Annotated in this window: 24 protein-coding genes; 11 read left to right on the top strand and 13 right to left on the bottom strand. The window is 69.6% G+C overall.

The features are described 5' to 3' along the window. Positions 1 to 114 precede the first annotated feature (114 nt). Positions 115 to 1,053, top strand: coding sequence for an alpha/beta hydrolase family protein (locus AC6CR5_RS01580; RefSeq protein ID WP_049052531.1), 939 nt, complete (start codon positions 115 to 117; stop codon positions 1,051 to 1,053). Here the strand turns inward: AC6CR5_RS01580 and AC6CR5_RS01585 are convergent. Next, a complete protein-coding gene (locus tag AC6CR5_RS01585) occupies positions 962 to 1,624 on the bottom strand; it encodes a flavodoxin family protein (RefSeq protein WP_200221101.1) in 663 nt (220 codons plus the stop codon). The two genes, AC6CR5_RS01580 and AC6CR5_RS01585, sit on opposite strands and share 92 nt — an antisense overlap. A gap of 123 nt (positions 1,625 to 1,747) precedes the next feature. Here AC6CR5_RS01585 and AC6CR5_RS01590 point away from each other — a divergent pair, with 123 nt between their 5' ends. Beyond that, positions 1,748 to 2,632, top strand: a complete 885-nt coding sequence (locus AC6CR5_RS01590) for a LysR substrate-binding domain-containing protein (protein WP_498085226.1) — start codon at positions 1,748 to 1,750, stop codon at positions 2,630 to 2,632. 37 nt (positions 2,633 to 2,669) lie between these two features. Here AC6CR5_RS01590 and AC6CR5_RS01595 read toward each other — a convergent pair whose 3' ends face one another. Then, positions 2,670 to 4,004: an MFS transporter gene (locus AC6CR5_RS01595; RefSeq protein WP_047992909.1), complete on the bottom strand. Its 1,335-nt coding sequence runs from the start codon at positions 4,002 to 4,004 to the stop codon at positions 2,670 to 2,672. Between the two features lie 97 nt (positions 4,005 to 4,101). Between AC6CR5_RS01595 and AC6CR5_RS01600 the strand changes: the two genes are divergently transcribed. The 4 genes from AC6CR5_RS01600 to AC6CR5_RS01615 all read left to right on the top strand — a co-directional run bounded on the left by AC6CR5_RS01600 (position 4,102) and on the right by AC6CR5_RS01615 (position 7,746). Then, on the top strand, positions 4,102 to 5,052 hold the full coding sequence (locus AC6CR5_RS01600) for a LysR substrate-binding domain-containing protein (protein WP_026383835.1): 951 nt from the start codon (positions 4,102 to 4,104) through the stop codon (positions 5,050 to 5,052). Between the two features lies 1 nt (position 5,053). After that, a complete protein-coding gene (locus AC6CR5_RS01605; RefSeq protein WP_080969398.1) occupies positions 5,054 to 5,941 on the top strand; it encodes a LysR family transcriptional regulator in 888 nt (295 codons plus the stop codon). Between the two features lie 101 nt (positions 5,942 to 6,042). Continuing rightward, a complete protein-coding gene (locus tag AC6CR5_RS01610; protein WP_020927112.1) occupies positions 6,043 to 6,672 on the top strand; it encodes a glutathione S-transferase family protein in 630 nt (209 codons plus the stop codon). 129 nt (positions 6,673 to 6,801) lie between these two features. Then, entirely contained in the window at positions 6,802 to 7,746 is a 945-nt protein-coding gene (locus AC6CR5_RS01615; RefSeq protein WP_047992981.1) for a pyridoxamine 5'-phosphate oxidase family protein, read from the top strand. Positions 7,747 to 7,818: 72 nt separating this feature from the next. Here the strand turns inward: AC6CR5_RS01615 and AC6CR5_RS01620 are convergent, their stop codons facing one another. Then, positions 7,819 to 8,277: a winged helix-turn-helix transcriptional regulator gene (locus AC6CR5_RS01620; protein ID WP_026383833.1), complete on the bottom strand. Its 459-nt coding sequence runs from the start codon at positions 8,275 to 8,277 to the stop codon at positions 7,819 to 7,821. Positions 8,278 to 8,392: 115 nt separating this feature from the next. Between AC6CR5_RS01620 and AC6CR5_RS01625 the strand changes: the two genes are divergently transcribed. After that, positions 8,393 to 9,652: an MFS transporter gene (locus AC6CR5_RS01625; protein ID WP_070780810.1), complete on the top strand. Its 1,260-nt coding sequence runs from the start codon at positions 8,393 to 8,395 to the stop codon at positions 9,650 to 9,652. A 19-nt stretch (positions 9,653 to 9,671) separates the two neighbouring features. Here the strand turns inward: AC6CR5_RS01625 and AC6CR5_RS01630 are convergent, their stop codons facing one another. The 5 genes from AC6CR5_RS01630 to AC6CR5_RS01650 all read right to left on the bottom strand — a co-directional run bounded on the left by AC6CR5_RS01630 (position 9,672) and on the right by AC6CR5_RS01650 (position 15,888). Beyond that, entirely contained in the window at positions 9,672 to 10,412 is a 741-nt protein-coding gene (locus AC6CR5_RS01630) for an ABC transporter ATP-binding protein (protein WP_054515850.1), read from the bottom strand. Further along, positions 10,400 to 11,218 (bottom strand): ABC transporter permease, encoded by an 819-nt coding sequence (locus AC6CR5_RS01635; protein WP_241059973.1) that lies wholly within the window; start codon positions 11,216 to 11,218, stop codon positions 10,400 to 10,402. Before AC6CR5_RS01635 ends, AC6CR5_RS01630 begins: the two co-directional genes overlap by 13 nt. Next, positions 11,215 to 12,228, bottom strand: coding sequence for an ABC transporter substrate-binding protein (locus tag AC6CR5_RS01640; protein WP_148316645.1), 1,014 nt, complete (start codon positions 12,226 to 12,228; stop codon positions 11,215 to 11,217). Before AC6CR5_RS01640 ends, AC6CR5_RS01635 begins: the two co-directional genes overlap by 4 nt. 218 nt (positions 12,229 to 12,446) lie before the next feature. Further along, positions 12,447 to 14,216 (bottom strand): acyl-CoA dehydrogenase, encoded by a 1,770-nt coding sequence (locus AC6CR5_RS01645; protein WP_498085227.1) that lies wholly within the window; start codon positions 14,214 to 14,216, stop codon positions 12,447 to 12,449. A 34-nt stretch (positions 14,217 to 14,250) separates the two neighbouring features. Beyond that, positions 14,251 to 15,888 carry an acyl-CoA synthetase gene (locus tag AC6CR5_RS01650; RefSeq protein WP_498085228.1) on the bottom strand — a complete coding sequence of 546 codons (1,638 nt, stop codon included), beginning with the start codon at positions 15,886 to 15,888 and terminating at the stop codon, positions 14,251 to 14,253. Between the two features lie 195 nt (positions 15,889 to 16,083). On the opposite strand from AC6CR5_RS01650, the gene AC6CR5_RS01655 reads away from it, so the two are divergent. After that, the gene (locus AC6CR5_RS01655) at positions 16,084 to 16,794 is read left to right on the top strand and encodes a Crp/Fnr family transcriptional regulator (RefSeq protein WP_024068468.1); all 711 of its coding nucleotides are present in this window, start codon (positions 16,084 to 16,086) and stop codon (positions 16,792 to 16,794) included. Between the two features lie 13 nt (positions 16,795 to 16,807). Here the strand turns inward: AC6CR5_RS01655 and AC6CR5_RS01660 are convergent, their stop codons facing one another. Both AC6CR5_RS01660 and AC6CR5_RS01665 read right to left on the bottom strand, forming a co-directional pair. Next, positions 16,808 to 17,536: an aspartate/glutamate racemase family protein gene (locus AC6CR5_RS01660; RefSeq protein ID WP_047992906.1), complete on the bottom strand. Its 729-nt coding sequence runs from the start codon at positions 17,534 to 17,536 to the stop codon at positions 16,808 to 16,810. A gap of 21 nt (positions 17,537 to 17,557) precedes the next feature. Then, on the bottom strand, positions 17,558 to 18,013 hold the full coding sequence (locus AC6CR5_RS01665) for a MarR family winged helix-turn-helix transcriptional regulator (RefSeq protein ID WP_047992905.1): 456 nt from the start codon (positions 18,011 to 18,013) through the stop codon (positions 17,558 to 17,560). A 225-nt stretch (positions 18,014 to 18,238) separates the two neighbouring features. On the opposite strand from AC6CR5_RS01665, the gene AC6CR5_RS01670 reads away from it, so the two are divergent. Both AC6CR5_RS01670 and AC6CR5_RS01675 read left to right on the top strand, forming a co-directional pair. Then, a complete protein-coding gene (locus tag AC6CR5_RS01670; RefSeq protein WP_498085229.1) occupies positions 18,239 to 20,524 on the top strand; it encodes a nitric-oxide reductase large subunit in 2,286 nt (761 codons plus the stop codon). A gap of 175 nt (positions 20,525 to 20,699) precedes the next feature. Further along, on the top strand, positions 20,700 to 21,527 hold the full coding sequence (locus AC6CR5_RS01675; protein WP_173001000.1) for a formylglycine-generating enzyme family protein: 828 nt from the start codon (positions 20,700 to 20,702) through the stop codon (positions 21,525 to 21,527). Positions 21,528 to 21,608: 81 nt separating this feature from the next. On the opposite strand, the gene AC6CR5_RS01680 is transcribed toward AC6CR5_RS01675, so the two are convergent. The 3 genes from AC6CR5_RS01680 to AC6CR5_RS01690 form a co-directional block, all read right to left on the bottom strand. Beyond that, positions 21,609 to 22,019: a PIN-like domain-containing protein gene (locus AC6CR5_RS01680; protein WP_127481422.1), complete on the bottom strand. Its 411-nt coding sequence runs from the start codon at positions 22,017 to 22,019 to the stop codon at positions 21,609 to 21,611. Further along, entirely contained in the window at positions 22,016 to 22,738 is a 723-nt protein-coding gene (locus AC6CR5_RS01685) for a DUF433 domain-containing protein (RefSeq protein ID WP_127481424.1), read from the bottom strand. Before AC6CR5_RS01685 ends, AC6CR5_RS01680 begins: the two co-directional genes overlap by 4 nt. A 177-nt stretch (positions 22,739 to 22,915) precedes the next feature. Then, positions 22,916 to 23,683 carry a Crp/Fnr family transcriptional regulator gene (locus AC6CR5_RS01690; RefSeq protein WP_020927126.1) on the bottom strand — a complete coding sequence of 256 codons (768 nt, stop codon included), beginning with the start codon at positions 23,681 to 23,683 and terminating at the stop codon, positions 22,916 to 22,918. Between the two features lie 182 nt (positions 23,684 to 23,865). On the opposite strand from AC6CR5_RS01690, the gene nirK reads away from it, so the two are divergent. Next, a complete protein-coding gene (gene nirK / locus AC6CR5_RS01695; protein WP_006384283.1) occupies positions 23,866 to 24,948 on the top strand; it encodes a copper-containing nitrite reductase in 1,083 nt (360 codons plus the stop codon). The last annotated feature ends 8 nt before the right edge of the window (positions 24,949 to 24,956 follow it).

Raw genomic sequence — 24,956 nt, forward strand, 5'->3', positions numbered from 1 at the left:
TATGGATCATGTAATGGGCGATGAATGATCGGTTGAATCGGCCGATTTGTCGGGATCTAATCGACTCATGCGGTGGCTGTTCGCGCCATGTTGATTGATCGGGAGGAATGTGAAATGGATTCGCAACGCATCGCGCTGCGCGCCGCGGACGGGGTGGCGCTGGGGGGATATGCATGGCGGCACGCCGCTCCCGATCCGGCCGGGCCGCGGCCCGTGGTGGTCATCAACGCCGCCACGTCGGTGCGCTGCCGCTACTACGCGCGTTTCGCGGCCTACCTGCACCAGCACGGCTTCGACGTGCTGACCTACGACTACCGTGGCATCGGCGAATCGCGTCCCGCGTCCCTGCGCGGTTTCCAGGCATCGTGGATGGACTGGGGAGAAAAGGACTTCGAGGCGGTGCTGGGTTATGTGCGCAGCCATTTCCCCGGCCAGCCGGTGGACGTGGTGGCGCACAGCATCGGCGGTTTCGTCACCGGCCTGGCGCCCTCGGCGCGCGGGCTGCGCCGCATTTTCACCATGGGCGCCCAATACGCCTACTGGCGCGACTACGCCGCCGGGCAGCGCCTGCGCATGCTGGCCAAATGGCATGTCGTGATGCCGCTGCTGGCGGCGTGCCTGGGTTATTTTCCGGGGCGCCGGCTGGGGTGGCTGGAAGACACGCCGCGCGGCGTGGTGCGCGACTGGAGCTTCATGGGCCCGCGCTTCGAGGGGCGGGGCGGGCCGGATCACCGCGTGGCCGCCATGGCGGCGGTGACGGCGCCGATCCTGGCGCTCAGCGTCACCGATGACGAATTCGGCACCGAGGCCGCCGTCGGCCGGCTGCTGGCGTACTTCACCGGCAGCGCCCGCACCCATCTGCGCCTGGCGCCGGCTGCGCTGGGATTGGACGGGATCGGCCACTTCGCTTTTTTCCACGAGCGTTTTCGCGACACGCTGTGGCCGATCGCGCTGGGCTGGCTCAGTCGCGGCGAGCGTCGTCTGGCGGGGGCGACGCCCATACGTTGTGACTGCGTGGCGTCTCTAGCCGATAGTCCGAGTATTTCCGCGTGAAGAACTCGGCGCCCAGCGTCTCGGCCGCCCGCAGCGGGTTGCGCGGATCCGCCGCGATTTCGCCGCGGCTGTTGCCGGCGCCATGGACCACGCCGACGAAATCGGCGTGGGTGTAGCGGGCGAATTCCTGCACCTGGTGCACCACGCCCAGGATCGCGCCGGGATAGGTTTCTTCGGAGGCCACGGCCAGGGCCAGCCGCTTGCCGGCCATGCGGGCCTTGACCGCCTCGGGCTCGGGGCCGCTGCCGGCGTAATGCGTGAACGAGCGATCGAAGAACGCCTTGGTCTGCGCCGACATGCCGTACCAGTAGAGCGGGGTGCAGAACAGCACGCCGTCGGCCGGCAGGAAGTGTTCCAGGAACAGCTCGGCGTAGCGGTCGTCCGGCGCGGACGCATGGCGCAGGTCGGGCAGGAATCCCTTGATGTAGTCGTCCAGGAACAGCAGGGTGGCGTTGCTGCCGGCGGCCTGCGCGCCGCGTTGGGCCGCCGCGCCGAGCGCGGCGCTGTTGCCGTCGCGGCGGGGGCTGCCGGCCAGGATCAGCAGGCGCTTGGATTGATGATATGAATTCATGTATGGATGCCTCGGTGGGTGGAACATGTGGAACGAACAAAGGAAAATTTACGCACCAATAGGCATCGGGACAAACGATGATTTCTTGGCTAAGATGAGTTCAATTCATCTGGATGGCCTGCCATGTTCGCCTCCCTGCCGGTTACCGCCTTGCGCGCCTTCGAGGCTGCCGCGCGCTTGCGCAGCTTCAAGGCGGCCGCGGCCGAACTGTCGGTGACGCCGACCGCCGTTTCGCACCAGATCAAGGCGCTGGAGCGCCATGCCGGCGTGGCGCTGTTCGATCGCGTGCCGCAGGGCGTGCGCCTGACCGACGCCGGCGCCCGGCTGTTCGCCAGCGCGCACGGCGCCTTGCTCGACATCGCCCAGACGCTGGACGCGTTGCGGCCGACCAGCGCGGCCGGGGCCCTGACCCTGTCCACCACCCATTCCTTCGCGGCACTGTGGCTGGTGCCGCGGCTGGGCCGCTTCTACCAGGCGTATCCGCAGTACCAGTTGCGCCTGCAGGCGCAGGCCGAGACGATCGACCTGTTGCAGGACGCCAGCGTCGACGTGGCGATCCGCTACAGCCGCCAGCGCTATCCCATGCTGCACGCTGCGTGTACGCTGCAGGAGCGGTTCGGGGTCTACGGCGCGCCCGCGGTGGTGGCGCAGGCGCGGCGGGCGCGCCCCGCGCTGGTGACCGTGCGCTGGCGCGATTCGGCGCTGTATGACGAGGGCTGGCTGCAGTGGTGCGAGGCGGCCGGGCTGCCGGCCTGGCGCAAACCGGCGGCGCTGCACGCCTATGCGGAAGAGCACTACGCGTTGCAGGCGGCCATCGCGGGGCAGGGACTGGTGCTGGCCAGTTCGGTCATGGTTTCGGATAGTGTCGCGGCCGGCACGCTGGTGCCGCTGCGTCCCGAGGTCAGCGTGGCCGGCGCGGCCTACACCGCGCTGTGCGCGCCGGGGCGCGAGCGCCATCCGCCGGTCAAGGCGTTCCTGGCGTGGCTGCGGCAGGAATTCAAGGACTAGCGGCGGCGTTGGTCGATGCGTGCCGGTCGACGCGCATTCACGGCCGTGCCGGTCGCGGCAACAGCGGCAAGATTGCCAGCATGGCGCCGCCGGCGGCCAGCCAGGCCAGCGGCCAGGACGCGGCCGCCACCAGCCGCGGCAGCGCCAGCGGCGTCAGGAACAATCCCAGGTAGCCGCAGGTGTTGGCCAGCCCCAGCGCGGTGCCGGCGCGGGCGGCGCCGGCCAGCGTGACCAGTTCGGTGTAGGCCACGCCGTGCCAGGCCGAGGCGCAGATGCCGGCGGCGGCCAGCAGCACCGGCACGGCCAGCAGCGCCGCGCGGTTGCCGGGGACCGCGCCCTGGAGCCAGGCCGCGGCCGCCAGCGCCACGAACAACACACAGCCCAGCCAGACGCAGCCGCGCAGGTAGGCGCGGCGATTGCCGTGGCGGTCGGTCCAGCGGCCGCCGGCGATGCGCGCCACCATGGCGCCCAGTTGCACCGCCACCATCACGGCGGTCAGCGTGGCGATGCCGGCGCCGCTGAAGTCATGCAGGAATACGGTGGCGAACGTCAGCACCGCGAATTGCGGGCAGCAGAGCAGGCCGATCGCCACCGCCGCGCGCCATACCCTGGCGTCGCGCAGGGGGCTCGACGCGGCGGCGATCGGCGTGTGGGTGGCGGCTCGCGAGGGCGGGGAGGTTGTCGGGGTGTTGCCGCCGGCGTGGGAGGCTGCGGTGTAGCCGGCCGCCGTGGCGGGGTGCGCCCGATCCGGCTCGCGCAGCCATCCCAGCGTCAGCAGCGCGGCGCCCGCACACAGGCCGGCCAGCAGGCCGAAGACCGCGCCGAAACCGGCCCGCGACGCCAGCCAGGGCAGCACCAGCGCGCCCAGTCCGCCGCCCAGCGGCACGGCGGTCTGGCGGATGCTCATCGCCAGGCCGCGCTCGCCTTCGTCGAACCATGCCATCACCGCGCGACCGCTGGCGCCGTTGACGCTGCCGCCCATCACGCCCACCAGCAGCAGGCCGAGCGCCAGCAGCCACAAGGCGGGCGCGACGCCGTGGGCCGGCGTGGCGAACAGACTCATCCAGGCCAGCGCCGCGGCCGTCGCGCCCAGGCCGCCCAGCAGCACCGGCCGGTCGCCCCAGCGGTCGGCCAGCAGGCCCCAGGGCAGCTCGAACAACGCCACGCCCAGGCCGAGCACGCCGAGCGCCAGGCCCAGGGCGTCGTTGTCCAGTTGATAGTCCGCGCGCAGGAAGACGGCGGTGGCGGGCAGGCCGGCCGCCGCTGCGGAGAAGGCAGCATTGGCGGCCACCCCCACCGCCAGCACCTTCCAGCGGTGGGTGGGGCGCGCGGCAGGGGTTGGGGCGGAAAGCACGGAGGCGGGCAGGGACATGACGGTTCCAGATGGGATTGACGCGGCAAAGTCTGCGCCCGTAACATCATTCTGAAAATCGGGAAATTTTTAACTAAAGGTTTTGAAAAACGGGATGATCAGGCCTGTCACCTTTGACCTGGACGTGCTGCGCAGCTTCGTCGCGGGGGTGGAGCTGGGCAGCTTCGGCCGCGCGGCCGACCGCCTCGGGCGCTCGACTTCGGCCGTCAGCGCGCAGTTGAAAAAACTCGAGGAACAGGCCGGCGTGCCGCTGCTGCGCAAGGCCGGTCGCGGCCTGGCGCTGACCGACGCGGGCGAGACCATGCTGGCGTACGCGCGCCGGCTGCTGGATCTGAACGATCAGGCTTCGGTGGCGGTGCGCGGCACGCGCCTGCAGGGGCGGGTGCGCCTGGGTCTGCAGGAGGATTTCGGCGAGATCCTGCTGCCGCGCGTGCTGGGCCAGTTCGCCCGCGCCCATCCGCAGGTGCGGATCGAAGCGCGGGTGGCGCGCAATGCCGAGCTGCTCGAACGCGTGGCGGCGGGCGAACTGGACCTGGCGCTGGCCTGGGACCATGACGCGGCGCGGCCGCATGGTCAGCGGCTGGCTGAACTGCCGCTGTGCTGGATCGGTCCGGCCGCGACGGGCCCGGCGCGCGATGCCGACGGCGCCTGGCCGCTGGTGGCGTTTGAGGCGCCCTGCCTGTTCCGCAGCCGCGCCACCGATGCCCTGGACCGCGCCGGCATCGCCTGGACCTCGGCTTTCATCAGCCCCAGCCTGGCGGGCCTGTGGGCGGCGGTCAGCGCGGGGCTGGGGCTGATGGTGCGCACGCCGCTGGGGCTGCCCGCCGGGTTGCGGGTGATGGCGCCGGGCGAGCAGGGCCTGCCGTCGTTGCCGCCGTTGTCGTTGTCACTGTATCACGCGCAAGGCCGGCCCGGCCCGGTGGCCGCGGCCCTGGCCGATATCGTGCGGCGCTGCGTGCGCGACAGCGTCGCGGCGCTGCCGGCCATGCCGGGCCTGCCGGCGCGCGTCCCTTCCGAGGAGGCCGAGCGCCTTGAACCGATTCCATGAAATGACTGTCTTCCTGGCGGTGGCCGAGGCCCAGAGCTTCGCCGCCGCCGCGCGCCGGCTGGCGATGTCGGCGCCGAGCGTGACGCGCAGCGTCGCGGCGCTGGAGCGCCGGCTGGGCACGCTGCTGCTGGTGCGCACCACCCGCAGCCTGCGCCTGACCGAAGCCGGCCAGCGCTACGCGGCCGACTGCCGCGCCATTCTTGAAGCCGTGGAGCAGGCCGACGACGCCGCCGCCGGGGCGATGGCGGCGCCGCGCGGATCGCTGCACATCACCGCGCCGGCGCGCTTCGGTGAACTGCACGTGATGCCGGCGGTGCTGGGCTACCTGCGCCAGCACCGCGAGGTGTCGGTGAACGCACTGCTGGTGGACCGCGTGGTGAACCTGCTGGACGAGGGCGTGGACGTGGCGGTGCGCATCGGCGCCTTGCCCGACTCCACCCTGACGGCGGTGCCGGTGGGGCAGGTGCGGCGGGTGGTGTGCGCCTCGCCAGAGTTTCTGCAACGCCACGGCACGCCCGACAGTCCCGACGCGCTGGCGCGCTTTTGCACCATCACGGCGGCGATGGAAGGGCGCGGCGCGCAATGGCGTTTCCTGCAGGATGGGCAGCCGCGGCGCCTGCCGCTGGCATCGCAGTTGACGGTGACCTCGTTCCAGGCCGCGGTGGCGGCGGCCTGCGAGGGCTGGGGGCTGACCCAGGTGGTGTCCTACCAGGTGGCGCGCGACCTGGCCAGCGGCGCTTTGCAGGTGGTGCTGCGCGACTACGAAATGGCGCCGCTGCCGGTGCACGTGGTGTATCCGGAAGGGCGCAAGAGTTCGGCCAAGGTGCGCAGCTTCGTCGACTTCTGCGTCGACGCGCTGCGCCGCGACCTGGCGGCCCTGCCGGCTTGATCCTTTCACTGGCGGCAATGGTGTCTTGCGCGCCGTGGCCGTTCCCCGGCGGGCGCGGGCGGTTCAAGATGGAGGCCTGTTTCCTCTATCCGAGATACCCCATGTCCGCCGCTCCCCTGACGTTCTACAGTTTTCCCCTGTCCGGCCATTCGCACCGCGTGGCCCTGATGCTGTCGCTGCTCGATGTGCCGCACCGCAATGTCGAAGTCGATCTGCGCAGCGGCGCGCAGAAGCGGCCCGAGTTCCTGGCGCTGAACGCGTTCGGCCAGGTCCCGGTGATCGACGACAACGGCGTGGTGGTGGCCGATTCCACCGCGATCCTGGTGTACCTCTGCAAGCGCTACAACGGCCAGGCCTGGCTGCCCGAGGACGCGGTGGGCGCGGCGGCGGTGCAGCGCTGGCTGTCGGCCGCCTCCGGCCCGCTGGCGGCCGGCCCGGCCGCGGCGCGGCTGGTGACGGTGTTCGGCGCCCCGTATGACGTGCCGGCCACGCTGGCGCGCGCGCATGCCTTGCTGGCGGTGATGGAGCGGGAGCTTGCGGCCACCGGCTACCTGGCCGGCGCCGCGCCGACGCTGGCCGACGTGGCCTGCTACACCTACGTGGCGCATGCGCCGGAAGGCAACGTGTCGCTGGCGGATTATCCGCGGGTGCGCGACTGGCTGGCGCGGATCGAGGCGCTGCCGCGCTTCGTGCCGATGGTGGCGTCTCCCGTGGGATTGCGGGCGGCGTGAACGCAAGCGCCCGCGCGCAAGGAGCCTGACATGAATACGACCACGACGAGTCCGCTTGGCGCCGCGCCGGCCGGCGGTTCGACGGCTGCCGCGACGGCGACCGGCCAGCCGGCCGCGGCCGCGCCCGCGATGCCCTGGCACGCGGGCGAACTGCGGTTGCAGGCGCATATCGGCATGGCCGAGCGCATGGCGCAGGTGGGCGCGAAAGTGATCCGGCCGTACATGCCGGACCAGCACCGCGCCTTCTTCGCGCAACTGCCGTTCCTGGTGGCCGGCGCGGTCGACGGCCAGGGCGATCCCTGGGCCGGCGTGCTGGAGGGCGAGCCGGGCTTCGCCGTGTCGCCGGACCCGCAGACCCTGCAGGTGGCCGCGCTGCCGGATGCCGATGATCCGCTGCGCGCCGGCCTGGGGCCGGACCAGCCGGTGGGCCTGCTGGGCATCGAACTGCACACGCGCCGCCGCAACCGCATGAACGGCCGCATCACCGCCTGGGACGGCAGGCGTTTCGCGGTCACGGTGGCCGAGTCGTTCGGCAACTGCCCGCAGTACATCCAGGCGCGCGATTTCCATTTCTCGCGCTCGCCGGCCCTGCGCTTTCCGGGGGCGGCGCGCGAGCGGACCGGTCTGGCCGACGCCGACCGGGCGCTGATCGCGCGCGCCGACACGCTGTTCGTGGCGACCTATGCCGATACCGACGAGGCCGGCCGCCGGATCGACGTCTCGCACCGTGGCGGCATGCCGGGGTTCGTGCGCGTCGACGGCGACACGCTGACGATCCCGGATTTCTCCGGCAACCGCTTTTTCAATACGCTGGGCAACATGGTGCTCAATCCGCGCGCCGGGCTGCTGTTCATCGATTTCGAGCGCGGCGACGTGCTGCAGGTGTCGGGGCGCGCCGAGGTGATCCTGGACAGTCCGGAGATCGCCACCTTCGCGGGGGCCGAGCGGTTGTGGCGCGTCCACGTGCGGCGGGTGCGGGCCAGGCCGGGCGCGCTGGCGCTGCGGTGGCGCTTTGGCGGCTATTCGCCGACCGCGCTGGCCACGGGGCAGTGGCCGCAGGCCGCCACGGCCTGACGCGGGGCCGCTCGCCGGCCGCCGCGCGCGGCGACGGCCTGAGCGGCCAATGGCAGGGGGCGTGCGGCAGGGTCAGGCGCGGTCGGCGCCGACCTTGCGCACCACGGTGTCGTCCGGCGCCAGCACGCGGCCGTCCTGGGCGCGGATCTCCAGGCGCTGTACCGGCTGGCCGCGCTTGCGGTCGATGAGCGTGGAGTGCGGCTCGGCGGGGCCGTAGTAATGGTCTTGGCCCCATTGGCGCAGGCCGACGATGACGGGAAACAGCGCCTGGCCCTTTTCCGTCAGTACGTATTCCTGGTAGGCGCTGCCGTCGGACGCCGGCACGGCCGCCAGGATGTCGTGCGCGACCAGGGTGCGCAGGCGGTCGCTGAGGATGTTCTTGGCCACGCCGAGGCTTTTCTGGAATTCGCCGAAGCGGCGCACACCGTCGAAGGCGTCGCGCACGATCAATAGCGACCACCAGTCGCCGATGGCGTCCAGCGCGCGCGCCACCGGGCAGGCGGCGCCTTCGAGACTGGTGCGTTTGACCATATCGTCCTGACCTTTGCCGACGTTCGCGGCGGGGGGAAATTGCGAATTTGTAGTTGCATTATAAAACCTGTGCGCCTAGCATTCTGGTTTCGTTATAAAACCATTTGAGGCCGTCATGCCTGACCGATCCGATTCATCCGCGGCGCCTGCCGCCGCCATTGCTCCAACCGAATCCGCCGCGCCCCTGCCCACCGCCGTGGTGCTGCTGCTGGCCGTGGCCTGCGCGGTGAGCGTGGCCAACGTGTACTACGCGCAGCCCCTGCTCGACGCCATGGGGCGCGAGTTCGGCCTGGACGAGGCCGCGGTGGGCATCATCGTCACCGCCACCCAGCTCGGCAGCGCGCTGGCGCTGTTGCTGGTGGTGCCGCTGGGCGACCTGCTGGACCGCCGCCGCCTGATGCTGGGGCAGTTGGGGCTGCTGGTCATGGCGCTGGTGGTGGTGGCGGCGGCGTCCGCCGCGCCCTGGCTGTTGGCCGGCATGCTGGGGCTGGGCCTGCTCGGCACCGCCATGACGCAGGGCCTGCTGGCCCTGTCGGCGGCGCTGGCAGCCCCGGCCGAACGCGGGCGCGTGGTGGGCGCGGCGCAGGGCGGGGTGGTGATCGGCCTGCTGCTGGCGCGCACGCTGGCCGGCGCCGTGGCCGACCTGTGGGGCTGGCGCGCGGTCTACCTGGTGTCCGCCGGCCTGGCGGCGGCGCTGGCACTGGCGCTGAACCTGTGGCTGCCGCGCCGCGCGTTGCCGACGGCCAACCTGCGCTATGGCGCGCTGCTGCGTTCGCTGTTCACGCTGCTGGCGACCGAACGGGTATTGCAGGTGCGCGGCATGATCGCGCTGTTGATGTTCGCCGTCTTCAGCGCCTTCTGGACCGCGCTGGTGCTGCCGCTGAGCGCGCCGCCGCATTCGCTGACGCATACGGCGGTGGGGGCCTTCGGCCTGGTGGGGGTGGCGGGGGTGCTGGTGGCCGCGCGCGCCGGGAGCCTGGCCGACCGCGGCCATGGCCAGCGCACCACGGGGGCGGGGCTGGCGCTGCTGTGCCTGGCCTGGGTGCCGATCGCCTTCCTGGACCAGAGCCTGTGGGCGCTGGCGTTGGGCGTGCTGCTGCTGGACATCGCCGCGCAGGCGCTGCACGTCACCAACCAGACCATGATTTTCGCCATCGGCGCGCAGGCGCACAGCCGGCTGGTGGGCGGCTACATGATGTTCTACGCGGCCGGCAGCGGCCTCGGGTCGATTGCCTCGACGTTCGTGTATGCGCGGGCCGGCTGGTTGGGCGTGTGCGCGCTGGGCGCCGGCCTGAGCCTGGTGGCGGCGGCGTTCTGGGCCTTGACGCTGCCGCGCAGGACGGCGCCGGGCGGCGTGGCGCCGCGCCGGGCCTGAGCCGGCGCGTCCCCCGGGTTCAGTGATGTTCCAGCGTGTGGGCGATTGCCGCCACTTGCCGCGCGAAGGCCGGGTCCGCCCGGTCGCGCGGGCGCGGCAGGTCGATGTCGTAGTTGCCGGCGATATTGGCCGGGCGGCCGCCCAGCACCACCACCTTGTCGGCCAGGAACACCGCTTCCTCGATGTCGTGGGTGACGAACAGCACCGCCGCGCCGGAGGCCTGCCACACGCGGATCAGCTCCTGCTGCAGGTTGCGGCGGGTGATGGCGTCGACCGCGCTGAAGGGCTCGTCCATCAGCAGCAGGTCGGGCTTGACGGCCAGGGCGCGGGCGATGCCGACGCGCTGCGCCTGGCCGCCGGACAACTGGTGCGGCCAGCGGCGGCCGTAGTCGCCCAGGCCGGTCAGTTGCAGCGCGGCATCGATGCGCTGTTGGCGTTCCTGGCGGTCCAGCCCCAATCCTTCCAGGCCATAGCCGACGTTGCCGCCGACCGTGCGCCACGGCATCAGGCGGCTGTCCTGGAACACCACGGCGCGGCTGCGTCGCCCGGGGCGCGCGGGCGCCTGGAAGCGCACTTCGCCGCTGGCGGGGTCGGCCAGGCCGGCCGCCGCGCGCAGCAGCGTGGATTTGCCCACGCCCGAGCCGCCCACCACGGCCACGAAACTGCCCGCCTCGATCGCCAGCGACAGGCCCTGGATCACGGGCGCGTCGGCGCCCGGATGCCGGTACGAGAGTTTCGAGAATTCGATCACGGACGCCATTGCAGCACCTTGCTTTCGACCACCGAGAACGCCAGGTCGCACAGCGTGTAGACCAGCGAGATGATCAGCATGTAGACCACCACCGCGTCGTACGCGCCGACGCCGGCGGCGGCGTTCATTTCCTGGCCCATGCCCGGCACGCCCAGCAGTTCGGCCGCGATCAGCGTCATCCAGGCCTGGCCGATGCCGGTGCGCACGCCCGACAGCGCGCCGGGCGCGATGGCCGGCAGCGTCACGCCCAGCGCGCGCGCCACGTAGCCGCCGTGGCCGAAGGCGCGCGCCAGTTCGTAGTAGCGCGGATCGACGTTGCGCACCGCGCTGTAGGTGGCGAAGTAGTTGACCCAGAACACGCCGATGGCGATGACGAAGGCGGCGCCGGCATGGCTGACCTTGAACCAGGCGATGGCGAACACCACCCAGGCCAGCGGCGGGATCGGCCGCAGGATGCGCGCCAGATAGGCTTGCGCCAGGTCGAAGCGCGGCAGCGTGGCGGCCGCCAGGCCGACGGCAAAACCCAGCGCGGTGCCGGCGGCCAGGCCCCAGAAGTAATGCACGAGGCTCGAGCCGATGGCCGGCAGCAGGCGGCCCGATTGCCATTCCTGGACCAGCGTGGCGGGCAGCGCAAATGGGTCGGGCAGGGTGCCCGGGGGCGCCCATTGCCAGATCAACGCGGCCTTCCAGATGGCGATGAAGATGGCCAGCCCACCGATGCCGTACGCCGCCCGGCGCGCGGCGGCGAACCAGGGCGGCGTGCCCTTGCGCGCGCGCGGCGCGGGGGCGGCCAGGGCCGGGGCGGTCTGGCTCATGGTTTCTTGGCCTTGTCGTAGAAACGGGTGTCGAACAGCTGCCTGACGTCGACCTTGGCGGCCTCGACCGTGCCCAGGCTGGCCTGGAAGGTCTGCAGTTCGGCGGTGGCGTCGACGATGGCGTGCGGGTCGGCCACGAACTGGTCATGCGAATTGCGAATGGCCTTTTCCACCAGCGCGCGGTCCAGACGGCCGCCGCCGACGTATTTCTGCACGTGCGCCGCGGCGCGCGCCGGGTCATCGCGCAGCAGGGCGGTGGCGGCCAGTTGGGCGTCGACCAGTTGCTGCACGGCCTCGGGGTGCTCGGCGATCAGCTTGTCGCGCACCAACAGCACGGCGCCGGGCTGGTTCGGGAACAGTTGCGAGCCGCGCGCCACCACGCGCGATTCGGGGGCGCGGGTCAGCACGGTGGTGACGGTGGGTTCGAGGATGGCGGCGCCGTCGATGGCGCCGGTCAGCAGCGATTGCTGGATCTGCGCCTCGCCCTGGTAGATCAGGTCCAGGCTGGCGGGGTCCGCCTTCAGGCGGTTGCGCAGCCAGTATTGCAGCGCGGCTTCGGGCACGGCGCCCTTGGGGTAGCTGGCGATGACGGGTTTCCTGCCCTTGTCCTTGGCAAAGCGGGCGAACGCCGTGGCCGGATCGCCCGAGGCGAAATACGGCGCCAGCGCGCCCAGCGCGACCACGTTGACCTGCTCGACGATGTTGGAAGCCACCACCTTGATGCCGGCGCCCTTGGCGCTGGCCACCAGCGCCGGGCCGATGCCGACGTAGGCGATGTCCAGTTGCCCGGCCAGCAGCGCCTGGGTCAGCGCCGGACCGCTCTGGAACGACACCAGCTTGGGGGCCGGCGCGCCCTTGGCCTGCAAGGTGCCTTCTTCCAGCGCCACGAACAATTGCGCGTCCGGCAGGATCGGCAGGTAGCCGATTTCGAGCGCGGGCGGCGCGGCGTGGACGGGGGCGAAGGATGTGGCGGCGGCGACGAGCGCGGCGGTGAACAGCTTGCGGAGCATGAGGGAAATGTCCTGAACGACGGCGCCTTGGTGCGGCTGGCGGCTTGCCCGCGGGGCCGGGTTTCCCGGATCCGCTTAATAATTTTAGATATGTTTATGTCTTTTCATTATTCTTTATGGTTATATGCTTAACGGGGGCCGTGTTCCATGAAAAAAGACCGCCGTGGCGGTCTTTCAGAAAGGAAGCCAGGGTCGCCGTCGCGGCGACCGGCGCGGCTTCAGGGCTGCATGGCATACTCGATCGAGCCGGCCACCACCGCCGCCAGCCCCGGCGCCTGGGTCAGCTTGTGCAGCGCGTAGGTCTGGGCCGTGGCGATCTTGGCCTGGTGGAAGGCCGGGTCTTCGTCCAGGTGGTCCAGCGACGCGAGCAGCGCGCGCGCCATCTGCCAGCCGGCCAGCACCGTGCCGGCCAGCAGCAGGTAGGGCACGCCCGAGCCGAACACCGCGTTGGGATGCGCGGCGGCGTTGGCCACCACGAAGTCGACCGTGTTGGCCAGCGCCAGGCGGCCCTGGCGCAGCGGCGTCAGCACCAGGCGCGCGGCCGGCTCGCTGCGCGCCTGCAGCGCTTCCTCGGTCTTGCGGATTTCCTCGATCAGCGCCTGCGCCACCGCGCCGCCATCGCGCAGCGTCTTGCGGCCGACCAGGTCGTTGGCCTGGATCGCGGTGGTGCCTTCGTAGATGGTGAGGATGCGGGCGTCGCGGTAGTACTGGGCGGCGCCGGTTTCCTCGATGAAGCCCATGCCGCCATGCACCTGCACGCCCAGGCTGGCGACGTCGATGGAGGCTTCGGTGCACCAGCCCTTGACGATCGGCACCAGGAATTCCTGCACCGCCAGGTGGCGGGCGCGCGCCGCCGGATCGGCGCTGGCGTGCGCCAGGTCGGCGTGGCCGGCGGTGTAGTAGGCCAGCGCGCGGCCGGCCTCGGTCAGGGCGCGCATGGTGCCCAGCATGCGGCGCACGTCCGGGTGCTGAATGATCGGCACGGCCTCGCGCGAGGAGCCGTCCACCGGGCGGCTCTGCACGCGTTCGGCGGCGTAGGCCAGCGCGTGCTGGTAGGCGCGGTCGGCCACCGCGATGCCCTGCACGCCGACGGCGAAGCGGGCCGCGTTCATCATGATGAACATGGCGTCCAGGCCGCGGTTTTCCTGGCCCACCAGGTAGCCGATGGCGCCGCCCGCGTCGCCGAACTGCAGCGTGGCGGTGGGGCTGGCCTTGATGCCCAGCTTGTGCTCGATCGACACGCAGGTGACGTCGTTGCGCGCGCCCAGCGAGCCATCGTCATTGACCAGGAACTTGGGCACCAGGAACAGCGAGATGCCCTTGACGCCCTCGGGCGCATCGGGCAGGCGCGCCAGCACCAGGTGGATGATGTTCTCGGCCAGGTCGTGCTCGCCGTAGGTGATGAAGATCTTGGTGCCCGAGATGCGGTAGGTGCCGTCGCCGACCGGCTGCGCGCGGCTGCGCAGCAGCGCCAGGTCGGAGCCGGCCTGCGGCTCGGTCAGGTTCATGGTGCCGGTCCACTGGCCCGACAGCATCGGGCCGACGAAGCGTTCGCGCAGTTCGGGCGAACCGGCCGTCAGCAGCGCCTCGACGGCGCCGTTGGTCAGCAGCGGACACAGGGCGAACGACAGGTTGGCGGCGTTGAGCATTTCGGAGCAGGGCGCGCCCAGGAGGCCGGGCAGGCCCTGGCCGCCGTATTCGGCCGGATGCGTCATGCCCTGCCAGCCGGCCTCGGCGTACTGGCGGAAGGCCTGCTTGAAGCCGGGCGAGGTGGTGACGGCGCCATCGCGCCAGGCGCTGGGCTCGCGGTCGGCGGGATGGTTCAACGGCGCCAGCACGTCGGCGGCGAAGGTGGCGGCTTCCTCCAGCACAGCCTGGGCGGTGTCGGGCGTGGCTTCGGCAAACTGCGGCAACGCGGCCACCTGCGGCAGGCCGGCCAGGTGGTTCAGCACGAACAGCATGTCTTTCACGGGGGCTTGGTACGTCATGGCGTCGGAGCTCCGAGGTCTGGATGAGAGGGAATCAGGTGGCGTCGATGGCGCGGGTGGAACCCACCGCGGCGCGCAGTTCGAATTTCTGGATCTTGCCGGTCGAGGTCTTGGGCAGTTCGCCGAAGCGCACCGCGCGCGGCACCTTGAAGCCGGGCAGCAGCAGCTTGCAGTGGGCGATGATCTCTTCGGCGGTGGCGCTGTGGCCGGGCTTGAGTTCGACGAAGGCGCAGGGCGTCTCGCCCCATTTCGGGTCAGGCATGGCCACCACCGCCACGGCGGCCACGGCCGGATGGCGGTAGAGGGCATCCTCGACCTCGATGCTGGAGATGTTCTCGCCGCCCGAGATGATGATGTCCTTGCTGCGGTCCTTGATGCGGATGTAGCCGTCGGGCGTCATCACGCCCAGGTCGCCGGTGTGGAACCAGCCGCCGCCGAAGGCTTCCTCGGTGGCGCGCTCGTTCTTCAGGTAGCCCTTCATGCAGATGTTGCCGCGGAACATGATCTCGCCCACGGTCTGCTCGTCGGCCGGCACTTCTTCCATGGTGTCGGGGTTGCGCACCGAGACGCCGGCCTGCAGGTGGTAGCGCACGCCCTGGCGCGCGGTCAGCAGGGCGCGCTGTTCGTCTTCCAGGTCGTTCCAGGCGTCCTGCGGGGCGCACACGGCGGCCGGGCCGTAGACCTCGGTCAGGCCATAGACGTGGGTCAGCTCGAAGCCGATTTCCTTCATCTTGGCGATCACCGCCGGCGCGGGCGCGGCGCCGGCCACCATGGTGCGCACGGTATGGGTGATGCCGGCGCGCAGCTCGGCCGGGGCGTTGGCCAGCGCGCTCTGCACGATGGGCGCACCGCAGTAGTGGGTGACGCCCTCGGCGCGGATCAGGTCGAACACGGTCTTGGGGTCGAACTTGCGCAGGCAGACGTTGACGCCGGCGCGCGCCGCCACGGTCCAGGCGAAGCACCAGCCGTTGCAGTGGAACAGCGGCAGCGTCCACAGGTAGACCGGGTGCTTGGGCATGTCCCATTCGAGGATGTTGCTGACGGCGTTCAGGTACGCGCCGCGGTAGTGGTAGACCACGCCCTTGGGATCGCCGGTGGTGCCCGAGGTGTAGTTCAGCGCGATCGCGTCCCATTCGTCGGCCGGCGGGCGCCAGTCGAAGGTGGCGGGGGCGGTGGCCAGGAAGGCCTCGTAGTCGGTGGCGCCGGGCAGGGTGGCCGGGGCGCCGTCCAGGTCGTGCACCGAGATCACTTTCAGGTGCGGGAATTCGGCGCGGGCGCGTTGCGCGACCTCGGCGTATTCGGTGTCGACGATCAGCGCGCGGGCCTCGCCGTGGCCCAGCATGAACAGCACGCTGGGCGTGTCCAGGCGGGTGTTGAGGGTGTTGAGCACGGCGCCCAGCATCGGCACGCCGAAATGCGCCTCGACCATGGCGGGGATGTTCGGCAGCATCACCGCCACCGTGTCGCCGCGCTGGATGCCGGCGGCGGCCAGCGCGCCGGCCAGGCGTTGCGCGCGTTCGTAGGTCTGGGCCCAGGTGCGGCGCACGGCGCCGTGCACCACGGCCAGGCGGTTGCCATAGACCTGCGCGGCGCGGGCGATGAAGTCGACCGGGGTCAGGGGCTCGTAGTTGGCGTCACGGCGTGCCAGGCCGTGGTCGAACATGCTGCTCATGCTTGTCTCCTGTGGGGCGCGGGGACGCCCGGATATGCTTTTATGCGGGAAACTTGATCTGGATCGCCGGGTTTGATCGTGGATGCGAATCCCGCTGCTTGCTAGAGCTTATCGGCCGCCGGAAAATGGTGTCTGTCGCCTGCATGACAGACCTTTTTTCGGGCGTCCAACCCGCAGTTTTACACGGTTCTTTCCATGTCCGATGTTTCAAACATTGTTTCCCAGACCGAGCTGGCCGAACTGCTGCGCGGCTGCGCCTGGTTCGCCGCGCTGGACGCGCCGCACCAGGACCTGGTGCTGGCCACGGCGCGCGCCGAACACGTGGTCAGCGGCGCCTGGATCGCGCGCCGCAATGCGCCGTCGGATTACTGGCTGGGGGTGCATAGCGGCCTGCTGAAACTGGCGATCTACAACGAGTCGGGGCGCAGCTGCACGTTCTCGGGAGTGCCGCCGGGCGGCTGGTTCGGCGAGGGCAGCGTCATCAAGCGAGAACTGCGCAAGTACGACGTGGTGGCGATCCAGCCGTCGCTGGTGCTGCTGGTGCCGGCCGCCACCTTTCATGCGCTGCTGGCCGCCAGCCTGCCGTTCTCGCATTTCGTCATCGGCCAGTTGAACGACCGCATGGGCGAGTTCATCGCCTCGATCCAGAACCATCGCCTGCTGGACGCCGATGCGCGCGTGGCGCAGTCGCTGGCGCAGCTGTTCAACCCGCAGCTGTATCCGTCCACCGACCTGACGCTGGCGATTTCACAGGAAGAATTGGGCTACCTGACGGGCCTGTCGCGCCAGCGCGTCAACCAGGCCTTGCAGACGCTGGCGGACCAGGGCGTGCTGGCGCTGTCGTACAACCAGATCAAGGTGCTGGCGCTGGATCGTCTGCGCCAGTACGGGCTGGACCAGCTCTGAACGCGCGCGCGCCTCAGGCCGCCGCGCGCGGCGGCGTAGGCGCGTTCAGGGCGCGATCCAGGGCCGCGCGCGCCAGGATGCGGGTGGAGTCCAGCGTCGGCAGCGCGCAGTTGGCGTCGTCCAGCACCAGCGGCAATTCGGTGCAGCCCAGCACCACCGCGTCGCAACCGGCGTCGCGCAGCCGCGCCACCACGCCTTGCAGCAAGGCCACCGATTCGGGCTTGAAGACGCCGTAGACCAGTTCGTCCATGATGACGCGCGCCAGCAGGTCGCGGTCGTCTGGCGCCGGGCGCACGTAGTCCAGCCCGCGCGCCCGCAGCTTGTCGGGGTAGACCGCGCTGTCGACCAGCCAGCGCGTCCCGAGGATGCCGATGCGGCGCAGGCCGCGCGCGGCCGCCACGGCGGCGACTTCCTCGGCGATGTGCAGCCAGGGCAGGGGCGAGCGCGGCAGCACGTGGTCCAGCGCCTGGTGGATGGTGTTGTCGGGGCAGACCAGGAAATCCGCGCCGGCGAGCGCCAACCGGTTCGCGGAGGTCAGCATCAGCGCGCCCACGCCGGCCAGGTCATTGCGTTCCAGGCACGCCACGTAGTCCGCCAGCGACAGACTGTGCAACGACACCTCGGGGTGCGCGTGCGGCCCCAGGCGTTGGGCGCCCTCGGCGCAGATCGTGCGGTAGCAGAGCGCGGCGCCTTCCGCCGAGCAGGCGACGATGCCGATGTGCAGGGGCGGACGGGCGGACATGCGGACTCCGTGGCGGCCGGGTCAGGCGGCGGGTTTGGACAAGGCCCGCGCATGGCGGGCGATCTGGCGGAACTGCTCGGCCATGGCGTCCTGCTGCGCTTGCGGCAGTTGCGACAGGAACAATTCGTCGATGGCCGGGCCGTAGACCTTCCACATCTTGCGCCGCAGCGCCAGGCCGTCCGGCGTGATGCGGGCATAGGTGGCGCGGCGGTCCTCGTCGGAACGGAAGCGCTCGACCAGTCCGGCGGCCTCGATGCGGTCCATCAGGCGCGTCAGGTTGTAGCGCGCGATGACCATGCGCTCGGCCATCTCGAACATGCGCGCGGTGCCTTGCGGCGCGCGCTCCAGCGCCCACAGCGCGTCATACCACGCCAGCGGCGGCAGGCCGGCGGCGGACAGTCGTTTCTCGATCTCTTCCACCACCAGCGCATGCGCGGTCAGGAAGAGGCTCCACGCGTCGGGCTTGCCCGTGGCCATGCGGTCGCTTCCTTTTGTCTAGAGATTTCGCAGCCCGGATTGTAGAGGCCCGGACCGCCGCTGGCAGGGTGGAAATCACCGCATGCCGGTTCTTTATACCCTGCCAGGTTCGGGTAGAAAGCACCGGCCCTGTTTCAAGTTGCTGATTTTCCTGGTTTTTTCCCTGGCACGAATTTCGCATGGGAGGGCATACCCCACAACGCAACACAGGAGGGTGTTCCCATCATGGGCCCGTATCGAAGGTTATGGTTCACGTTGATCGCCGTGTTGGCGGTCACGTTCGCATTGCTCGGCTTCTATGGCGGTGAAGTCTACCGACAGGCGCCGCCCATTCCAGAGGAGGTCGCCAGCGCCGACGGCACGCGCCTGTTCGGCCGCGACGACATTCTCGATGGCCAGACCGCCTGGCAGTCCATCGGCGGCATGCAGCTGGGCTCGATCTGGGGCCATGGCGCCTACCAGGCGCCCGACTGGACCGCCGATTGGCTGCACCGCGAGCTGATGGCCTGGCTCGATCTGGCGGCGCGCGATGCGCACGGCCGCGACTACGGCCAGCTCGACGCGCCGGCCCAGGCCGCGCTGCGCGAGCAGCTCAAGGCCGAGTACCGCGCCAACCGCGCGGACGCGGCCGGCGGCAAGCTCACGCTCAGCCCGCGCCGGGCGCAGGCCGTGGCGCAGACCGAGGCCTACTACGACCAGTTGTTCTCGGACGCGCCGGCGCTGCATCGCAGCCGCGAAAACTACGCCATGAAGGAGAACACCCTGCCGGACGCCAACCGTCGCCGGCAGATGACGCACTTCTTCTTCTGGACCGCCTGGGCCGCCGCCACCGAGCGCGAGGGCACCTCGGTCACCTACACCAACAACTGGCCGCACGAACCGCTGATCGGCAACCACCCCAGCAGTGAAAACGTGATGTGGTCGATCATCAGCGTGGTGGTGCTGCTGGCCGGCATCGGCCTGCTGATCTGGGCCTGGGCCTTCCTGCGCGGCAAGGAAGAGGACGAGCCGCCGGCCCCCGCGCGCGACCCGCTCACCACCTTCGCGCTCACGCCTTCGCAGCGGGCGCTGGGCAAATACCTGTTCCTGGTGGTGGCGCTGTTCGGCTTTCAGGTGCTGCTGGGCGGCTTCACCGCGCACTACACGGTCGAGGGGCAGAAGTTCTATGGCATCGACCTGTCGCAGTGGTTCCCTTATTCGCTGGTGCGCACCTGGCACATCCAGAGCGCGTTGTTCTGGATCGCCACCGGCTTCCTGGCCGCTGGCCTGTTCCTGGCGCCGCTGATCAATGGCGGGCGCGATCCGAAGTACCAGAAGGCCGGGGTCGACATCCTGTTCTGGGCGCTGGTGCTGGTGGTGGTCGGTTCGTTCGCCGGCAACTACCTGGCGATCGCGCAGATCATGCCGCCGGACCTGAATTTCTGGCTGGGCCACCAGGGTTATGAATACGTCGACCTGGGCCGCCTGTGGCAGATCGGCAAGTTCGCCGGCATCTGCTTCTGGCTGGTGCTGATGCTGCGCGGCATCGTGCCGGCGCTGCGCACGCCGGGCGGCGACAAGAACCTGCTGGCGCTGCTGACCGCGTCGGTCGGCGCCATCGGCCTGTTCTACGGCGCCGGCTTCTTCTACGGCGAGCGCACCCACCTGACCGTGATGGAGTACTGGCGCTGGTGGATCGTGCACCTGTGGGTCGAAGGCTTCTTCGAAGTGTTCGCCACCACCGCGCTGGCCTTCATCTTCTCGACGCTGGGCCTGGTGTCGCGCCGCCTGGCCACCACCGCCAGCCTGGCCTCGGCCTCGCTGTTCATGCTGGGCGGCATTCCCGGCACCTTCCACCACCTGTACTTCGCCGGCACCACCACGCCGGTGATGGCGGTGGGCGCCAGCTTCTCGGCGCTGGAAGTGGTGCCGCTGATCGTGCTGGGCCACGAAGCCTGGGAGAACTGGCGCTTGAAGACGCGCGCGCCGTGGATGGAAAACCTGAAGTGGCCGCTGATGTGCTTCGTGGCGGTGGCCTTCTGGAACATGCTGGGCGCGGGCGTGTTCGGCTTCATGATCAACCCGCCGGTGTCGCTGTACTACATCCAGGGCCTGAACACCACGCCGGTGCACGCGCACGCCGCGCTGTTCGGGGTCTACGGCTTCCTGGCGCTGGGCTTCACGCTGCTGGTGCTGCGCTACATCCGGCCGCAGTACGCGCTCAGCCCCGGCCTGATGAAGCTGGCCTTCTGGGGCCTGAACCTGGGCCTGGCGCTGATGATCTTCACCAGCCTGCTGCCGATCGGCCTGATCCAGTTCCATGCCAGCGTCAGCGAAGGCATGTGGTACGCGCGCAGCGAGGCCTTCATGCAGCAGGACATCCTCAAGACCCTGCGCTGGGGCCGCACCTTCGGCGACGTGGTGTTCCTGCTGGGCGCGCTGGCGATGGTGGTGCAGGTCATCCTGGGCCTGCTCAGCGGCAAGCCCGCCGCGGCCGAGCCGGCCCTGCGGGCCGAGCCCGCGCGCCGCTAGCTTGCGGATCCGGCGTGGATGCGCGCGGCAGGCGCATCCACGGGGCGGCGGCCTGCTGTTTGCGCCCGGTCCATTGCGCTCATTGCGCCAGCGCAAAGAGGACCAGGCCGGGCGGCGTTCCAATGACAGCGGATCCTGGGGTATCGTGACCCCGGGCGCAACCGGAGCGCCATCCATGCGCCGCCCGCTGGCCGCTGTCTTCCTGGTCCTGTTGACCGCCTGCGGGCCCGCCGAGCGGGCCCGTTCCCTTTCCCCCGACGTGTCGCGGCTGCCGCCGGGGCAGGTAGCCTACCTGCCGCCGGGCGAGACGCTGCGCAACGGCTATCCGGTGTCGCCGGCGCCGCTGCGCGCGGAGCTGGCGCGCGGCGTCGTCATCATGACGCGCCAGGTCAGCCAGGCCGAGTATGCGGCCTGTGTCCGCGCCGGCGCCTGCAAGCCGCTGGATCCCGGCTTCCGGACCCTGGACGCGCCGGACCTGCCCGCGATCGGCCTGAGCTGGAGCGACGCCTCGGCCTACGCCGCCTGGCTGTCGGCCCGCAGCGGGCAACGCTGGCGCCTGCCGACGTATGCCGAATGGGTCTATGCGGCCGGCGAGGCCTACCGCGAGGAAACGCCGCTGCCCGCCTCGGACGCCGATCCGGCGCAGCGCTGGCTGGCCGAGTACGACGCGCAGACCCGGCGCGGCCAGGAAGCCACCGAGGTGCGCCCGTTCGGCGCCTATGGCACCAATGCCACCGGGCTGATGGACATGGCGGGCAGCGTGTGGGAATGGACCGATGACTGCTACACGCGGCGCATCCTGGCGCTCACGCAGGGGGGCGAGGCGGGGACAGCCGGCCCTGACGACGGCGCCGACCGCAACTGCGGCATCCGCGTCGCGGCGGGGCGGCACATCGCCTATCTGCCCGACTTCATCCGCGACCCCAAGGGCGGCGCCTGCTCGGTCGGCGTGCCGCCGGCCAACCTGGGGCTGAGGCTGGTGCGGGAGGACAACCCGGCCTGAGGCGGCAGGGCATGAAACATGAAGGAGAATACTGCCGCCGGGCGTGTCGAGACCAGGCGCCGACGGGGCCCTGAGATAGACCTACAACTGGCGAAATCTACCCGAAGCGCGCCACGGTACTTCCAGCGCGGAAGCTTCCACCGCATTGGCTTGGTCGACGATTCTTGGCCACCACAAAATGAACTGGGCCGTTTTTTCCCAATATGGCTTGGACGCCCACGATGGCTGAAGCACAAAGACGGACAGTCCAAACTGGCGAATCGCCCGACGCTCCGCGCCATTCTGCTTGCGAAATGCATCGCAGGAAATGACGCACCAGTTCTTTTCTCGACCCAGCGGTTCAAGCCATGCAAGGTCTTGCGTGTTGGCGGGGAATCGTTCGCGCAGTTGGACAACTTTCTCCAACGCCGTGCTTGTAAATCGACGTCTGCTCGCGGCGCCCATCGTGGCGGCCCAGGCGGGCGGCAGATTGTTGTCAAACAGGAAATTCAATGGGTTCTCTGCTTCAGGCTGGATTCGAACCGGACAGCAGCGCGTACAAATCTATGCGGAACATCGTAGATCGCCGAGGTGGACGCGATGGCGTTTTCGTTTTCGCCTTCCGCAAGATATGAGGCGTAGAGAATGTCAGTGGGCGTGCCCGTGTCTTCGATGATGGGACTGCCGAATTGTCTCGATGGATCAAGGACAATGCGTTCGCGTTTCAACGTTGGATACCACTTTGTCGCCTGGGCGCCGTTGTACTCGATGCCCGCATACAGCGACGGTGTGATGATGTCGCGAAAGACGTTCTGACGGTTCTTCAAATCGACAAGAGAGGTTCCTTCGCTTTCCGCCTGCTTCAACGCTTCGCCAAAAATCGTCTTGCCGTCTGTCTTGAACTGCAGGTTTGTGAATGGGTATGCCACGCCGTAGATGGATCGAGCGCTTTCCAGGCATTTCCGTATGACGATCAGCGGAATTCCGTGCTGGATAAAGGCTCGGACGAATCTGACTTCCAGAAGGTCCTGAAAGCCGATGATCGGTTCCTCGTGTTCGGATACATCCACCTGCGTTTGCCAAAGCGGTGGAGAAAACGCCCGCAGGTCTTCCCCATTGGGGCCTTTCTTGGGGAAATGATACCCAAATAGCCAACGGTTCAAGTCGCGCGGCTTGGCTTGCACCAGTTTGCCGGCTTCCCGCAGAGAATAGATTCCAGTGCCGTTGTACATGGTGATAGTGCGGTAGATCTGGAATTCAGTTTAGCACCCGATGAACGGGCCGCGACGACGCTATTTGCGACGCTAGGCTGGTTTTCTCACCATCGCCAGTTGCCTCGATCGGGCGTCGCGAAATACGGATTGGGGCGGGGAAAAACAGGGGCGATCTGCAGCCACGGCTACTGCCTGTCAGCGATGAAATGCGTCGCCTGGCCCGGGCGGCCCGTCGATACAGGATGTGCAGCCCGCACAGGTCGGCGCCGCCGCGTGCGCGCCCACCCGCGCCAGCGCGGCGGGCGAGCGCAGCACGATGCGCTTGCGGCCGCTGTCGACGATGCCGCGCTGTTTCCAGCCGCTGAGCAGGCGGCTGACGGTGTGCAGGGTGGTGCCGGTCATCTCGGCGATGTCCTGGCGCGTGATGGGAAAGGCGATGCCGATGCCGTCGGCCGTGGGTTCGCCGGCGCTGTCCACCAGCCGCAGGATGGCGCGGGCCACGCGCTGCTCGACCTCGTCGTTGGACAGTTCCTGGATGCGCAGGTGCGCGTCCTGCAGCCGCCGGCCCATGGTCTGCAGGGCCTGTGCTGCCAGCTGCGGGTGGTGATTGGTGAAATGCTCCCAGAGCGCATCGGGCCAGGCCAGGCAGACGCTTTCCTGCACCGCCAGCACGGTGGCGGGATAGCGTGGCTGGCGCATGGCGCACGCCAGGCCGAAAAGATCGCCGGGATTGACGTAGCGCACCACCACCTGGCCGCCTTCGGGCGTGACCTGCGCCACTTTCAGGCAGCCGCTGAGCAGCACGAAGAAATGCGCGGCGCTGGCGCCCTGGTGGTAGACCACGGCGCCAACTTCGAGCCGGCAGGGCTGCGCGCCGCGCAGCGCGGATTCCAGCTGCGCATCTGACAAGGGCTTGAAGAGATCCAGATTGCGCAGCAGGGCATGACAAAGGGGCGACGGCATCACGGGCTCCTGGCATGGGGGGATTGCGCTTTCATGGTGGCACCGCCACCCGGCCGTGGCAATGCGCGCGCGGCGCCAGGCTGGCGCCGAGTTTGCGCTACAGCAAAGAACGGGAAGGGCATGCGCCATTCAATAGGGTTGCCGACCTACACGGCAGTTGAAAACCCGATAAGGAGCTGGACATGAACGCATTACGGCCCACTTTGCTGGCGGCGGCGCTGGCTTTTACGATGGCCGCCGGGACCGCCTGGGCGCAGGACGCCGACAAGCTGCCCCATACCAAGGTCACGCTGGTCGCTCCGCCCCAGGTGCACCCGCACGAGCAGGCGACCAAGTCGGGCCCCAAAGTCGTCGAATTCACCATGACCATCGAGGAAAAGAAGATGGTGATCGACGACAAGGGCACGACGCTGCAGGCCATGACGTTCAACGGCTCCATGCCCGGCCCCACGCTGGTGGTGCACGAGGGCGACTACGTCCAGCTGACGCTGGTCAACCCGGCCACCAACGCCATGCCGCACAACGTCGACTTCCACGGCGCCACCGGCGCGCTGGGCGGCGCCAAGCTCACCAACGTCAACCCTGGCGAGCAGGCCACGCTGCGCTTCAAGGCCGACCGCAGCGGCACCTTCGTCTACCACTGCGCGCCCGAAGGCATGGTGCCCTGGCACGTGGTGTCGGGCATGAGCGGCACGCTGATGGTGCTGCCGCGAGACGGCCTGAAGGATCCGCAGGGCAAGCCGCTGCATTACGACCGCGCCTACACCATCGGCGAGTTCGACCTGTACATCCCCAAGGGCCCGGACGGCAAGTACAAGGACTACGCCACGCTGGCCGAAAGCTATGGCGACACGGTGCAGGTGATGCGCACGCTGACGCCGTCGCACATCGTCTTCAATGGCAAGGTCGGCGCGCTGACCGGCGCCAACGCGCTCACCGCCAAGGTCGGCGAGACCGTGCTGCTGATCCACTCGCAGGCCAATCGCGACACCCGCCCGCACCTGATCGGCGGCCATGGCGACTGGGTCTGGGAGACCGGCAAGTTCGCCAACCCGCCGCAGCGCGACCTGGAAACCTGGTTCATCCGCGGCGGGTCGGCCGGCGCCGCGCTCTACACCTTCAAGCAGCCTGGCGTGTATGCCTACCTGAACCACAACCTGATCGAGGCCTTCGAACTGGGCGCGGCCGGCCACATCAAGGTCGAGGGCAAGTGGAACGACGACCTGATGAAGCAGATCAAGGCGCCCGCGCCGATTCCGCGCTGACCAGGAGC

The sequence above is a fragment of the Achromobacter sp. EG18 genome, from assembly GCF_059759395.1.